The 13,919-nt window shown below is 46.3% G+C and carries 16 protein-coding genes; 4 read left to right on the top strand and 12 right to left on the bottom strand.

What is annotated here, in order from left to right; all coding sequences use genetic code 11:
* Positions 1-101 precede the first annotated feature (101 nt).
* Positions 102-3,023 (bottom strand): S8 family serine peptidase, encoded by a 2,922-nt coding sequence (locus KNP91_RS13820; RefSeq protein ID WP_214766305.1) that lies wholly within the window; start codon positions 3,021-3,023, stop codon positions 102-104.
* Between the two features lie 147 nt (positions 3,024-3,170).
* Complete coding sequence (gene msrB / locus KNP91_RS13815) at positions 3,171-4,271, bottom strand: peptide-methionine (R)-S-oxide reductase MsrB (RefSeq protein WP_214850576.1); 1,101 nt, start codon at positions 4,269-4,271, stop codon at positions 3,171-3,173.
* A gap of 187 nt (positions 4,272-4,458) precedes the next feature.
* Between msrB and KNP91_RS13810 the strand changes: the two genes are divergently transcribed.
* Positions 4,459-4,845: a DUF302 domain-containing protein gene (locus tag KNP91_RS13810; RefSeq protein ID WP_214850574.1), complete on the top strand. Its 387-nt coding sequence runs from the start codon at positions 4,459-4,461 to the stop codon at positions 4,843-4,845.
* A 62-nt stretch (positions 4,846-4,907) separates the two neighbouring features.
* Here KNP91_RS13810 and KNP91_RS13805 read toward each other — a convergent pair whose 3' ends face one another.
* The 9 genes from KNP91_RS13805 to KNP91_RS13765 all read right to left on the bottom strand — a co-directional run bounded on the left by KNP91_RS13805 (position 4,908) and on the right by KNP91_RS13765 (position 10,231).
* Complete coding sequence (locus KNP91_RS13805) at positions 4,908-5,684, bottom strand: sulfite exporter TauE/SafE family protein (RefSeq protein WP_214850572.1); 777 nt, start codon at positions 5,682-5,684, stop codon at positions 4,908-4,910.
* Between the two features lie 53 nt (positions 5,685-5,737).
* Complete coding sequence (locus KNP91_RS13800) at positions 5,738-5,965, bottom strand: sulfurtransferase TusA family protein (protein ID WP_214766312.1); 228 nt, start codon at positions 5,963-5,965, stop codon at positions 5,738-5,740.
* Positions 5,966-5,998: 33 nt separating this feature from the next.
* Positions 5,999-7,135: an MBL fold metallo-hydrolase gene (locus KNP91_RS13795; protein WP_214766314.1), complete on the bottom strand. Its 1,137-nt coding sequence runs from the start codon at positions 7,133-7,135 to the stop codon at positions 5,999-6,001.
* Positions 7,136-7,167: 32 nt separating this feature from the next.
* Positions 7,168-7,734, bottom strand: coding sequence for a sulfurtransferase TusA family protein (locus KNP91_RS13790; protein WP_214850570.1), 567 nt, complete (start codon positions 7,732-7,734; stop codon positions 7,168-7,170).
* A gap of 48 nt (positions 7,735-7,782) precedes the next feature.
* The gene (locus KNP91_RS13785) at positions 7,783-8,079 is read right to left on the bottom strand and encodes a rhodanese-like domain-containing protein (RefSeq protein ID WP_012369259.1); all 297 of its coding nucleotides are present in this window, start codon (positions 8,077-8,079) and stop codon (positions 7,783-7,785) included.
* Between the two features lie 22 nt (positions 8,080-8,101).
* Complete coding sequence (locus KNP91_RS13780) at positions 8,102-8,467, bottom strand: rhodanese-like domain-containing protein (RefSeq protein WP_012369258.1); 366 nt, start codon at positions 8,465-8,467, stop codon at positions 8,102-8,104.
* Positions 8,468-8,482: 15 nt separating this feature from the next.
* Complete coding sequence (locus KNP91_RS13775) at positions 8,483-8,962, bottom strand: DsrE/DsrF/DrsH-like family protein (RefSeq protein WP_014969361.1); 480 nt, start codon at positions 8,960-8,962, stop codon at positions 8,483-8,485.
* 56 nt (positions 8,963-9,018) lie between these two features.
* Positions 9,019-9,282 carry a metal-sensitive transcriptional regulator gene (locus KNP91_RS13770; RefSeq protein ID WP_214766318.1) on the bottom strand — a complete coding sequence of 88 codons (264 nt, stop codon included), beginning with the start codon at positions 9,280-9,282 and terminating at the stop codon, positions 9,019-9,021.
* Positions 9,283-9,382: 100 nt separating this feature from the next.
* Positions 9,383-10,231: a LysR family transcriptional regulator gene (locus KNP91_RS13765; protein ID WP_214766320.1), complete on the bottom strand. Its 849-nt coding sequence runs from the start codon at positions 10,229-10,231 to the stop codon at positions 9,383-9,385.
* 111 nt (positions 10,232-10,342) lie between these two features.
* On the opposite strand from KNP91_RS13765, the gene KNP91_RS13760 reads away from it, so the two are divergent.
* Positions 10,343-11,209: a sulfite exporter TauE/SafE family protein gene (locus tag KNP91_RS13760; protein WP_214766321.1), complete on the top strand. Its 867-nt coding sequence runs from the start codon at positions 10,343-10,345 to the stop codon at positions 11,207-11,209.
* On the opposite strand, the gene KNP91_RS13755 is transcribed toward KNP91_RS13760, so the two are convergent.
* Positions 11,206-12,063, bottom strand: coding sequence for a YihY/virulence factor BrkB family protein (locus KNP91_RS13755; protein ID WP_012369253.1), 858 nt, complete (start codon positions 12,061-12,063; stop codon positions 11,206-11,208). The two genes, KNP91_RS13760 and KNP91_RS13755, sit on opposite strands and share 4 nt — an antisense overlap.
* A 183-nt stretch (positions 12,064-12,246) precedes the next feature.
* Between KNP91_RS13755 and KNP91_RS13750 the strand changes: the two genes are divergently transcribed.
* Positions 12,247-13,347 (top strand): nitric oxide synthase oxygenase, encoded by a 1,101-nt coding sequence (locus tag KNP91_RS13750; RefSeq protein ID WP_214850569.1) that lies wholly within the window; start codon positions 12,247-12,249, stop codon positions 13,345-13,347.
* Positions 13,344-13,790 carry an NUDIX hydrolase gene (locus tag KNP91_RS13745; RefSeq protein ID WP_214850567.1) on the top strand — a complete coding sequence of 149 codons (447 nt, stop codon included), beginning with the start codon at positions 13,344-13,346 and terminating at the stop codon, positions 13,788-13,790. The genes KNP91_RS13750 and KNP91_RS13745 overlap by 4 nt, the downstream gene beginning before the upstream one ends.
* Positions 13,791-13,919 lie beyond the last annotated feature (129 nt).

The following is a 13,919-nucleotide window of genomic DNA, read 5'->3' as shown; positions in this document are numbered from 1 at the left end:
TAAAAGTAACATATTTTCAAAAAAAATACTTTAAAAGTAAGATAACTTATCAAAAAAAAGCACCCTTTTTCGTTTTACCCGAAAAAGGGTGCTTTTAAGACTTATTTCTTCGCTTTTTTGACGACAACTGCTGTTTTAGGACTTGTTTGTTTCAAGTCATTTTTAAGGTAGACATATAGCTTCGCTCCTGCTTTTTGTTTCGCAATCTTTACAGAGAACGTTCCTTTAGAAGTGATCGTTCCTTTGGCAATGACTTTTTTCTTCGCATTTTGGATATAGACATGCGCTTTCTTCTCACCAGTACCGGTTACTTTCGTTTGACCAGCTGTTACCGGCTTCACTTTTGGCGCGGCCGGAGGAGCAAGAACTGTTACGACAGTGGCTTTACTCGAACGGTTGGCAATGTCTTTGACCGTGACGGCAAGACGGGTGTTTGGTTGCAGTGCTTTAACTTTAACCGTGAACTTCCCTTTGCTGTCGACGACCGCTGTTCCGACTACTTTGTTTTTCGGATCTTTTACCGTAATCTTACCGTTCGCAATCGCGGTACCGGTGACTTTCGTCGCTCCGGCCAATACGCGGTTCACTTTCGGGGCAGCTGGAGCTTTCCCTGGCAAGACTTCCGTCCGTTCCGATGTGACATCCAGACCGTTCGTGTAATGAATCGTCAACACAGTCGTCTTTTCCTGACGCGGAATCGTCACACTGTATTTACCGGATTTAGCTGTTGTGTTTGCTAAAGTAATCGTTTCTTTCTTTTCTTTACCGTTTATCATTGTTGTCTTGACTGTCGTGATTTTAACTTTTGTTCCGGTTTTGACTTGTCCGCTGACAACAAGCTGATTGTCATAGACCGGATTGACTTTTCCGTTTAAATGCAATTGCGAGATGGCACGTGTGATGTTGACTTTTCCGTATCCCGATACCGGACTGACGAAAGCCGGGAAGTCTGGTGTCCGTTCTTTCTCATAACCCGGTGGATACTCATCTTCCATATCGTCTTCTTCATCGTACCAGTCATTTGGATTTTCAAAGGCAAGCGGCTCAGCACTTGTCCGTAAGATCGTCTCGATTTGTTTTGGTGTCAATTTAGAATCGAGTGATGCCAAAATGCCGGCAACCGCTGCAACGTGCGGAGCTGCCATGCTTGTTCCGTCCATGTAGACCGTATTTCCGTCCGGAACAAGACTTGCGATTTTTGAACCTGGTGCGACGACATCAAGTCCGATGCCGTAGTTCGAGTAATCAGCGACCATACCGAGCGGATTCGTTGCTCCGACCGAAATCGCGTACTCTGAGCTCGCCGGGAAGCCGACCATTGAATCGTATTCGTTACCTGACGCCGCGACGACCGTTACACCGTGATCTGCCGCATATTTCATCATGTATGCCATTGTCCGGCTTTCCCCGCCGCCAAGACTCATGTTGATGATTTTTGCTCCGTGATCGACCGCGTATTTAATTCCGAGGGCGATCGCATCCGTTTCCCCTTCACCGTTGGCATTCAATACCTTAACAGGAAGAATTTTTGCCGACTGATGGATACCACGGATGCCGTAATCGTTTTCGAGAGCGGCTGCAATGACACCCGAGACGTGCGTACCGTGACCGTTATCGTCAATGGCATCACCTTTTCCATTCACATCAACGTAGTTCTTTTCCTGGGCAATATCAACTTTCCCTTGGAGATCCTTGAGGCGGTAATCGACTCCTGTATCAATGACGGCAATCGTGACAGGCTTCAACTTTTGACCAGCATTGTTTTTCAGGAATTTTTCGAATCCGATTCCTGCATCCGGGAACTGTTCAACCATCGACTTTTGATTGAGCGACCATTGGTAGTCATAGTTGATATCTCCTGTTGCCCGGTATGTCTGGACTTGTTCGACATACTCAACAGCACTTGATTTTTTCAATGATTGTTTCAGGACTGCTGCCGACTGATTTTTAACTGTCGGATCTTCCGTGACGATGACGAATTCGCCTGTTTTACCCAGCGATAACTTCTCAACGTCTGTTGCCTGTGTACCGGCGATTTTCATCGTCCGCTCGGTATGACCCGGTTTCAACTTCACGATGAACCGTGTTTTCGCTTCTGATTTAACCTGAATACCGAACGGTTTAAACGCTTCTGTTAAGTCTGAACCGCCGATCGTTTCAATGTTCGCCGTTTTCGCGACTTGATTGATTTCCGTTGCGATGACTTCCGGTGATGCGTCACGTGTCAATGCGTATAAGCGATTGACGGCTGCCTGATCGGTTTTTGTCAATGTGTACGCTGTACCGTTGACAAGAGCTGTCATAGCCGGCTTCAACGATTTTAAATCCTCGTAGGCTTGTGTCCGTTTATCTTTGTTGAACAACAACGTTTTAACGACGTATGGTGAAGCCTTATAGTACAACGAAGTTAAGTTGCGACCTTGTTCCGATTGGCTCAGTACTTGTTTTTGAATGGCGTGCATCAAGGCAAGCATCGGTTTTTCATCTGATGTTTGTTTGAGTGCTTCTTCCGCCATACAGCTCATATCACTAATCGGCTCGTATTCGACCGCCAGTTTGACATTGTTGTATGTCAACTTGACGTTGGCTGGTTTGACCGACTTGTCTTCTTCGATTTCTGGATAATAATCGACCTTGACGTAGTATGGTCCGTCCCAGGCATAAGGAACAGCAATTTTTGTAACCTCTTTATCGTTAGGTTCTGCATATCCGCGGTAACGGTCAAAGGTCTCGTCTTTTGATGCCATTTCCTGACTCGGGTAAGCCGTTACTTCAATCGGCTGATCCGTATCGATTGATAATTCAAAGTGTGTCGCCGTTTTTTCAATCCCGGCCTGGTGTTCGACCTTGTACCAGTATGTATTCTTTTTTTCGGCTCCGGTTTTAAGAACCGTTTCCTGACCTGCTTTTAATAAGACGGCTTCCGACAATTCACTTGCCGCTGCCGTTTTCACAGCTGACGGTCCGATTCCGAGTGTCAGAATCAAACAGCTCAGCATGAGCCAAATCGTTAACTTTTTCACGATGTTCCTCCTCAAGATATGATCTTACATTGTTTACAGTATAAACAATATTTGGATAAAATGGATAGTTATTTTTGGAGCGGCTACCTTACATTTTCGAAAGAAAAAGGGATTTTTCACGAAAGTGAAAAATCCCTTTTTAGCTGATTATTTAAATTCAGAAGCATACTGACCGTACCCTTCTTTTTCAAGGTCGGCTTTCGGCACAAACCGTAAAGCAGCCGAGTTCATGCAATAACGTAAACCAGTCGACTCGGGACCGTCATTAAAGACGTGACCAAGGTGGGCATTTCCGTGCCGGCTTCTGACTTCCATCCGCTTCATTCCTAAAGCAAAGTCGCTTTTTTCAATGATATTTCCTTTTTCTAACGGTCGGATGAAGCTCGGCCAGCCGGTTTTCGAATCAAATTTGTCTTTTGATGAAAATAACGGTTCACCGGAAATCAAATCGACATAAATCCCGTCTGCTTTTAAGTCATGGTACGGATTATCAAAAGCAGGCTCCGTTCCGTCTTCCTGGGTGACTTTATACTGAATATCCGTCAATTTTGCTTTGATTTGATCGTCGGTCAATTTTGAATACTTCGGTAGATCGAGTTTTGGCTGATCATTCCAATATTGATTGATGAACTCATCACGTCCGGATGCAGCCCGGTAGAATTTATATTTCGTTTCACTCTTCAAGTAATAGTCTTGATGATACGCTTCCGCCTCGTAAAACGGACCGGCTTCAATCAACGGTGTGACAATTTTTTTATCAAAGATACCGCTCGCAGCCAAATCCTTCTTCGACTGTTCCGCAATCTGTTTTTGTTCCGCATTCGTATAGAAAATCGCTGTCGTATACGACTCCCCCTGATCGACGAATTGACCGTTCGGATCGGTTGGATCGATTTGACGCCAGTACACATCCAGCAGTTGTTTATACGAAATGACATCCGGATCAAACGTAATCAGGACCGCTTCCCGGTGACCGGTTGTCTCCGCCGATACCTGGTTATACGTCGGATCTTTCACCTCTCCGCCGGTATAACCGGAAACTACTGACTTCACCCCTTTTAACTCTTCAAACGGCGGCTCCATGCACCAGAAACATCCTCCGGCGAGAATCGCCGTTTCTTCTTTTGTATACGACAACTCTTTGCTCCCACTCGATTTTGCCTGTTGTTGCTGGAAAACAAAGTAGCCGCCAATCATGATCGCAATCAATGCTACGACTGATACAATCGTCAACATTCGTTTCTTCATCTCCCTCCGCCTCCTTTTTTAAGCTTACGTCGTTCACCCGCGGGCAGATGTCTTTTTTCTAATGTACCTTGATTTCACACAGTTTGTCGCCCGGTCTGCCTTCATTCGGCACATTCAAAAAAGACGATTCATCCTGTCAAAAGAGGGAAATAAATCTAAGACATCTAAAAAACCGGGAGGGGTATTTATGTTTGATTACACGGTCAGTTCCAATCATTCAACGGAAGAAACGATTGAACGTCTGAAGACAGCACTTGCTGAGATTTCGTTCGGTGTCTTATGGGAGTTTGATTTGGCGAAGAAATTCGCTGAAAAAGAATTACCGTTTGACGACCAGTATCATATCCTTGAAGTTTGTAACCCGAAAGAAGCCCATCGTGTCTTGTCGGCGGAACGGCGGGCCGGCTACTTTTTGCCGTGTAAACTCGCTGTCTATACGGAAGATGGACAAACGAAAATCGGCATGCCGCGCCCGACCTCACTGATTGGTCTGGTGGAAGAAGACGAGTTAAAACAAGTCGCACTCGATGTCGAACGGCAACTTGTCGATGTCATTGAAAAAAGCCGTTTGTAGCTTCATCAAAAAAAGCGATACTTTGCTGACGTACAAGCAAAGTATCGCTTTTTTGTATTCTTTCATAAAATATCCATCCAAATTTTGACGGCTGTCGCTAAAATCAGGACAGCGAGAATGATTTGCAGTATTTTCGTGTTCATCTTTTTCCCGGCGATTGCGCCGAGCGGTGCCGCAATCAGACTGGCGACGACCATGACAGCCGCCGGTCCCCAATCGACCTGCCCTGTCGTAATCTTTCCGACCGTTGCGCCGATTGACGAAATAAAGGTAATCGCGAGCGACGAAGCAATCGTCATCCGGGTCGGGATTTTTAAAACGACGAGCATAATCGCAACAAGTAAGAATGCTCCCGCCGCACCGACGATTCCGGCCCCGACTCCGACGATGAACGCGCTACTCGCCGCAATTGTTTTGTTGAACCGAACCTGATCGAGCGGAATATCATCCAGTCCTTTTTTCGGAACGAACATCATGACCGCTGCCGTTAACGCCAGTATTCCGTAGACGATATTGATGGTATCTTCCGCCAAGACATTTGATCCGTAGGCACCGATAAAACTTCCGATTAAAATGGCCCCACCCATACTTACGATTAATGACTTGTTGAGATAACCGCCTTTCCGGTAAGCCCAAACGCCGCCAATCGTCGCAAAAAAGACTTGAATCGCACTGATTCCCGCCACTTCATGGGCCGAAAAGGCAGCGAATCCGAGCAACGGCGGAATGTATAACAGCATCGGGTATTTGATGATTGAACCACCGATTCCGAGCATTCCTGAAATGTATGATCCAACGAATCCAATCAAAAAAATGGTAATGATAAATCCAATTTCCATTTAATTCACTCCTTTAAAAAGGAGGACTGTCGCCAGCCCTCCTTCAACTTGAATTACCCTTTTTGGATCCAGAATTTTAAAACGCTGGCATCTTCTTCGTGTTTGATGAGCTCATGGCCGCCTGATTTTGCCCATGCCTGTAAATCGTTTTTAGCCCCTTTATCGGTTGCATGGATTTCAAGAATCTGTCCGGATTCGAGTCCGGCGATTGCTTTTTTTGTTTTAACGATCGGCATTGGACATGCAAGTCCTTTTGCATCTAATACGAGTTCTGATTTCATAATTGTAATTCCTCCTGAAGTGATTTTTTTAGTTTAGCGAACGGCACATCGGTTTGGACCGACTTCCATCTCACGTTGTGCTTCGAGATCCGGTGTCTGTTTCCCCATGTTCGTCTCACGGATTTCCTGGTACGCATTCGGTTGCGGCGGCAAGTTTTCTGTCACCATTTTCCGGAATGTTTCTTCGTCTTCGATGTTCAAGCCATGATTGTTGGCAAGTAATACATCGAGTTTTTCTGCGACGCTGCCGTCTTCGTTTAATTCTTCGATTAACATGAAGTGAGCAGGCAGAACAATCAGATCTTTCGACAGTTCACGGTACGTGTTGTAGAGCGAGTCTCTTAAGTCACCGACCCAGTCTTCTGCGAGACCGGCTAAATCAGGACGCCCGATTGAATCAATAAACAAAATGTCGCCCGTCAGGAGATAACGATTATCGACAACGAACGAAGTCGATCCGATCGTATGTCCCGGGGAATAAAGTGCCCGTACATCAATTTGTGTATCTCCTACCTGAACGTGGCTTCCATCTTCGAGCGCTGCATAATCAAATGTGACGTCTGGCGCGTCTTTTGGTGGCAACCAATATGTCGCGCCTGTTTTTTCCGCAATTTCACGTCCACCTGAAATGTGGTCGGCATGAAGATGTGTATCAAAAACATGTGTGATTTCAAGCTGACGTTCTTTTGCATAGTCGAGGTAAACATCTGTCATACGCGTTGCATCCACGAGGACGGCTTCGCCTTCCGAGATAATCATGTAAGACAGGCAGCCTTTCCCGATGCGGACAAACTGAACGACTTCTCCACGATCTGCACCGGTTTCATTTAATGATCCAAGTGAGATTGGTTCGAGGTGTTCGCTCCAGGCTTTCATTCCTCCTGCGAGATACGAGACCGTCCGCCCTGCTTCTTCCAACAAATCCGCAACGAAAATCGACGATCCTTCCTTTGCACAGACGACGAGTACGTTTTGATCGGTCGGCAGTTGATCCAGTATGTCTTCCACACCATCAAGTAAATCAAAGTATGGAACGTTCAGATAAGAAAATTGTTCGCCTTCAATTTTCCAGTCTTGAAACGCGTCTTCATTCCGGACGTCCAAGATAAACATTTTTTCACGGCGAATGATTTTTTGGGTGACTTCTTTTGTAGTCATTGCTTGTGCCATCTGTCTGATTCCTCCTGATCGTAATTTACGAATTAAACGGTTTGATTTGTGTCGTATTTCCAGTCACTCATCCCCGGAACGACGTTTTGAACGTTAAATCCTTTAGCGTCGAGTTGTTGGCAAGCTAAGTCACTGCGGTTTCCTGTCCGGCAGACCACATAAATTGTTTTCGACGAGTCGAGTTCTTCGATACGTTCTTCCAGTTCACCGAGTGGAATGTTGACGGCACTCGGGATGTGTGAAAAGGCGTATTCCGCCGTTTCCCGAACATCCAGAATCATTATATCCGCGTTGCCGCAAACGGCTTCGACCGTCTCGTTGTTGACGACTTTTTGAAATGCCGGCGCTTCCTGATCATTACCGGAAGCTTTCCGGACGTAATGACGTAGAACATCGCCATCTTCAATCGTTCCAAGGTATTGGTTGCCTGTACTGTTGGCCCAGGCCCGAAGATCAGCCGTCGATCCTTTATCTGTCGCTTGAACTTCTACGACTTGACCCGGTTCCATTGTCTTCATCGTTTTTTTCGTCCGAACAATCGGCATCGGACATGCTAAACCACGTGCATCAAGTACGATATCTGTTTTGATTGTCTGCAAAAGTATTCGCTCCTTTTACCTATAGGGGTATAATTAAAATTAAAAAAATTAGTTGGTTTTACCTTCGTACGCCATCATCCCGCCATCCATATTGATGACATCATAGCCTTGTCCTTCAAGATACGTTGCGGCACGGCCGCTGCGGGCACCGGAACGGCAAACCATGACGTATTGTTTTTTCTTATCGAGTTCGTTCATTTTGAATTCGACGAGACCGAGTGGAATATGAATCGCATTTGGAATTTTACCTTCTTTGACTTCATCCACTTCACGGACATCAATAATGTTAAGTTGTTCTCCGTTCTCTAGCTTTTCCTGTACTTCTTTTGCTGTGAATCGTTTCATTTGTTATTCCTCCTCGTGTTTTTTAACGCCAAGCATTCATTCCGCCTGACACTTCCGTTACTTGCGTATATCCGGCTTTTTTTAATTGTTTGACCGCTTGTTTACTGCGCATGCCACTCTGGCAGATTACGATGACTTCTTTGTCTTTCGGAATCTTATCGAGTTGCGTCGGCAAGACTTGGAGCGGAATGTTCTTAAATCCTTTAATGTGATTTCCTTTGAACTCACCCGGTGTCCGGACATCCAAATAAAACCGGGTCCGGTCGCCTAACCGTTGCTTTAAGTCGGACGCCGACAATTTGTTGACACCTTTTGTCGGGGCGAACATCCGGTAAGCGAGAAAAGCGACAATCACTAGAAATACGATGTTCAAGATATCCACTTGCATCAATCCTCCTCGAAATTAGATGAACAGGTTGACGTTTCCGTCTTCAGCATCAGCAAGATACGCTGCCACGCCGGCATATTCGATCCCATCATGCAGTTCTTCCTGCTTTAAGCCGAGCAGATCCATCGTCATCGTACAAGCGACCAGTTTTACATCCTGCTCTTTTGCCAGTTCGATTAAATCGGGAAGCGGCATCGCATTGTGTTTTTTCATGACGTTTTTGATCATCTTCTGACCGGCACCACCGAAGTTCATTTTGGAAAGCGGCATCTTGTCGGCACCGCGCGGCATGAATTTACCGAACATTTTTTCAAGTAATGTTTTATCCGGTTGAATCGGTTCGTCTTTACGCATGGCGTTTAATCCCCAGAATGTATGGAAAATCGTCACTTCATGGTCGTAAGCGGCTGCGCCGTTGGCGATGATATACGCTGCCATGACCTTATCGTAATCTCCACTGAACAAGACAATCGTTGTTTTTTTAATCTCTGACATCTGAAAAATTCCTCCATCTATTTTACCCTAAGGGGTATTAATCGTTGTAAATTTTTTTATCTACTCTTTAATAACAGTTGAACAGCTTCTGCTACAGACTGTTCGTGGTTATCAGCTGTTTCGTCATTCGTGACACAATCGATGAGATTTTCACTCACGACAAGTCCAATGACACGATCAATCGCGCTCCGTGTCGCACTCAGTTGAGTAACAACATCTTTACAGGATGCCTCTTCTTTCATCATCCGGTTAATGCCGTGAAGCTGACCTTCAATCCGGTTCATCCGATGAATGATTTTGTCTTCGTACACTTTTTCCATGTGAAGAACACTCTCCTTTTTACCGTGTGACCTGTGTCATATCTGTTGGCTACATTCCATACAATAATACCTATAGGGGTATATGTCAACGAAAAAGTTTTTATTCGGACTTACTGTGTTGATCGATCCATTTTTGAGACAGACGGGTCGTCTCTCCTTTAAGTGTAATGAATTGAAACATCCTTGGATCAATCTGCGAATCATCGTGTGTCTGAAACCGTTCTGATTCGAGCAGGCTTCCCGCCAAGCGTTCCGAAAGAATTGAGATTCCCGTTCCATTTTTGATTAACTGTTTGATTAAGCGGTTGGAATATACCGTGATTATCCGCTTCGGAACAATTGCTTGTGTCTGCAACCACGTTTCCAGTGCTAAACGTGCGGCTGATCCCTCTTCCCGGTAAATCCAGGTTGCCTGTTCCGGAACCAGCTGATGATGACCGATGATGCGCAGTCGATCTGTCGCAAAAGGAATGGCTTCGATTTGGTGCGAGCGATGCAGTCCTTCTACCATACCTAAATCAATCTCGTAATGGAGCAAGGCCTGTTCGACTTGTTCCTGATTCATGACGCGCGCATCGACGGAAACATCCGGATAGACCAGCAAAAAGTCGTGAATCATCTCTTCTAACATCGCTTCGTAGATCGTATGTGTGGCCGCGATTCTGAGCGTCCCGCGTGTAATGCCTTCCAACTCATCCATTTCCTGCTCGAGCCGGATCGCTTGGTGCAAAATTTCCTTGGCATGCCGGTACACAATCCATCCCGCTTCCGAGATTTCAATCGTCTTATTAAAGGTATGGCGATGAATCAAACTTTGTCCGAAATGTTCTTCCAGATGTTTTAAATGGAGACTAACCGTCGGCTGTGAAATGTATAAGCGGTCCGCTGTTTTCGTAAAATGTTTGGTTTCGACCAACGCGACGAAGGTCTTCAGTTCATTAAAATTCATGGATTCACCTCATTTATTTTTCTAATCGTTACCATCAGTATAATTCATTTTCCTAATCATTACTTTCCCCGTAGAGTCATCTGTATCACTTCACAGAAAGAAGGAATACGCTTGGATTTATTACTTTTTCTCGTACTTGGAGCCGCAATCGGCATTCTCTCCGGTTTTTTCGGAATCGGCGGAGGCATCATCCTGACCCCTCTTTTATTGATCTTAGGATACACCCCAAGCACCGCAATCGTCTTAAGTTTACTTTTGACACTCGGTTCGACGGTAACAGGCACCTTTGCCCATCTCCGTCAAAATAACTTTCACCTGCGGGATGCTGTTACGATCGGCGTTTCCGGTATCATCGGCTCCGCCGCGATTACGCCTGTCGTCTTTTGGATGGAACGGCACAGCGGTGCGGATACGGTCATCTCCACCCTTTACATCGTTCTGCTCCTGCTGTTTGCCATCCAGTTTTTGAAACCGGCTAAAAAAGTCATTCGGGAGACACCTGTGCCGCACGCCTCGTTCTATAAACTGGTCGCGATCGGAACCGCTGCCGGAATCCTGTCGTCCTTGATGGGCGTCAGCGGTGGATTCTTATTGACACCGCTTTTGATGGGATGGGTGCGTTTCCCGCTGAAGCAAGCAATCGGAACAAGTATTGCGGCAGCTACGTTGATTGTACTCGGCGGCGTTACGAGTTATTTCATGTCAGGTACACAGGCACCGCTTGCTTTAGGGATCGCTCTAATCATCGGAGCACTCATCGGCTCACCGCTCGGCGCGTCATTCCTCAATCTCTTCAGCAGTCAATTCGTCAAAAAGAGTCTTGGCAGTTTTTATGCCGCTGTTGCAGCGAGCGTCTTCTTAAAAACCACGCATTTTGAACAACTCTCGTTACTTCTGCTTGCCTTGTTTACGACCGGTTTAATCGGTGTATTTTTCTATCAAAAAGTAAGTCAACGTCAAACAAAAGACTACCCTTAACGGACAGTCTCTTGTTTGATTTTTTCGGGTTTTAAGACCTTTGCTTCTTTCTTTTGCCGCATCCGTTCAGCGTTCATCAATCCACCGAGCATCAGGACGACAGATGACAAATAGAACCACGTCATCAGGACGATGATTCCGGCCAGTTGTCCATACAAACGGTCGTAACTGCCGAATTCCGCGTAATACGAGAAGAATTCAGAAACAGCCTGCCAGGCGATTGTCGCAAACAACGCACCCGGTAAGACTTGACGGACTGTCAACCGGACACTCGGTAAAACACGATACAGCAGAATGAAGAAGACCAACAGGAACAGTGATCCGAGTCCCCAACGGAATAAAAACCAAATCCAGGAGTAGTTCGTGACGACATCATTGACGATCGCAAAATGCGTGATGAAACGCCGCGTTAACTTTTCAGCAACCGGAACGAGAAGCGACATCGGTAAGATAATCATCATTCCGACCGTAAAACCAAAGTCCTGCAGTAACCCTCTCCAAAACGGCACTTTCCGCGTGACTTCTAGCGCATCATTTAACGAACGGACCAGTGACTGGACCGACATCGAAGCGAGCCAAAAGGCTGCCAGGAAGCTGATCGAGGCCAGTTTCAGGCCCCCGTTATCAAAAATCCCGACGACATTTTTCCGGATTAAATCATAGGTTTCCGCCGGAGCAAACGGACGGATCAAATCGAGGACGTCACCCGATGTGAACGGTAAAAAAGACACAAGGCCCACTACGAATAATAAAAATGGGAATAAGGACAACATCAGATAATAAGCAAGCTGAGCCGATTTATCAAAAAAGGCTTCGCCAAAAAATCGGGCAAATACAGGTTTTAATAATGACATAACAATTTCCTCACTTTCGAATAGTTCTCTCCTCTATCCCCCTTTCCATACACTTTCTAAACTTTTAACGTCTTTTGAACTTGTAAGTAAGCGTTTAACGATTATCGTTTGGCACAAAGCGCAAGCAAACGGTACACTGAAGCAAGAACCATCGTCGTGTTGGATAAAGAAAGGATTTACGCCGTGTCTACTTTACTCACTGAAGCCGAACGCTTTTTTTATGACTATATAGAACAATACCCGCAAGAGGCACATCGCCTGCATGAAGTGCGCGAAGAAATTTTGCGGACAGGTACGTATACGCAAACGCTTCAAGAACTTACGTATGGAGCAAAACTCGCCTGGCGGAACAGCAACCGCTGTATCGGACGCCTTTTTTGGGATCAACTTCACGTCATGGATGCCCGCGATGCGCTGACAGTCGAATCGGTCCGGGATGCCTTGTTCCGTCACATTTCGTATGCGACCAACGAAGGCCGGATCCGTTCGACCCTTACGATTTTCGATCCCGACCGGGTCCGTGTCTTGAACCATCAATTGATCCGTTACGCCGGATATGACACCCCGGACGGTATCATTGGGGATTCGGCTTCAATCGCCTTCACTCAGTTGTGTGAGTCGTTCGGATGGAGCGGATCTAAAACCGATTTCGATATCTTACCCTTACTGATTGAACTCGACGGCCAAGTCAGTTTGCATCCGATTCCGGATGAACTGGTGCTGGAAGTCACGATTCAACACCCCGAGCAAAATCTGTTTGGGGACCGGACAATCAAATGGTATGCCGTGCCGATGATTTCCGATATGCGGCTTGAAGTCGGCGGTATTTCCTATCTGTGTGCTCCATTCAACGGTTGGTACATGGGAACAGAAATCGGTGCCCGAAATTTGGCCGATACTGACCGCTACGATCTTTTGCCGCTGGTCGCCAAACAACTTGGACTGAATACGTCACGGGAGCGGTCGTTATGGAAGGACCGAGCACTCGTCGAGCTCAATTATGCCGTTCTTGATTCGTTTGAACGGAGCGGTGTGACAATCGTCGATCATCATACGGCGACGAAACAATTTGCCCGGTTCGAAAAAAATGAAGCGGCCTGTGAACGGGACGTAACCGGAGAATGGTCCTGGCTCGTACCGCCCATGAGCGGTGCCGCGACGCATGTCTTCCACAAAGATTTCGATCCGACCGTCAAACGACCGAATTTCTTCGCCCGTTCTGCTCCAGCGGAAGAACCAAGCGTTCCAAGCGGCTGTCCGTTTCATCAGGAGGTGTCCCGATGAACTACGTGGAAACACTCCGTAAACAGGTTGGACATACCCCGCTAATTCTCGTCGGTGCCGTCGTTCTCGTCGTCAAGGACGGACATATTTTGCTCGAGCAACGGAATGAAGCACAGGCCCGGTTCGGACTGCCGGGGGGTCTGATGGAATGGGCTGAATCAACAGATGAAACCGCACGCCGTGAATTGCTAGAAGAGACGGGACTTATCGCCGAAAAACTGACTTTGCTTGGTGTCTATTCCGGAAAAAATTATGTCACGACGCTTGCGAACGGCGATGTCTTTCAAAGCGTTTCGCTCGCTTACGTTGCTTCCGAAACGACCGGAACGTTGCGGATTAGCGCAGAAAGTGTTGCGTTAACGTATTTCTCTTTGAAAGATTTACCGGAGCAAATCGTCGGTTCGCATCGGGTGATGATTGAGGACTATTTAAACCAAAATTGACCTAAATTTTCATTGAGTAAATGACCATACGCCTTCTTCAGTGAACTGAGCCCTAGAGTTTGGACAGTTTAATAAAAGCACCCTTAACGTTTTAAGCTGCTATGAGATGGCTTCGGTATTGTACCGGAG

The organism is Exiguobacterium sp. s138 (assembly GCF_018618775.1).
GTDB classification, from domain to species: domain Bacteria; phylum Bacillota; class Bacilli; order Exiguobacteriales; family Exiguobacteriaceae; genus Exiguobacterium_A; species Exiguobacterium_A artemiae.
This window is presented reverse-complemented; position numbering and strand designations above follow the sequence as displayed.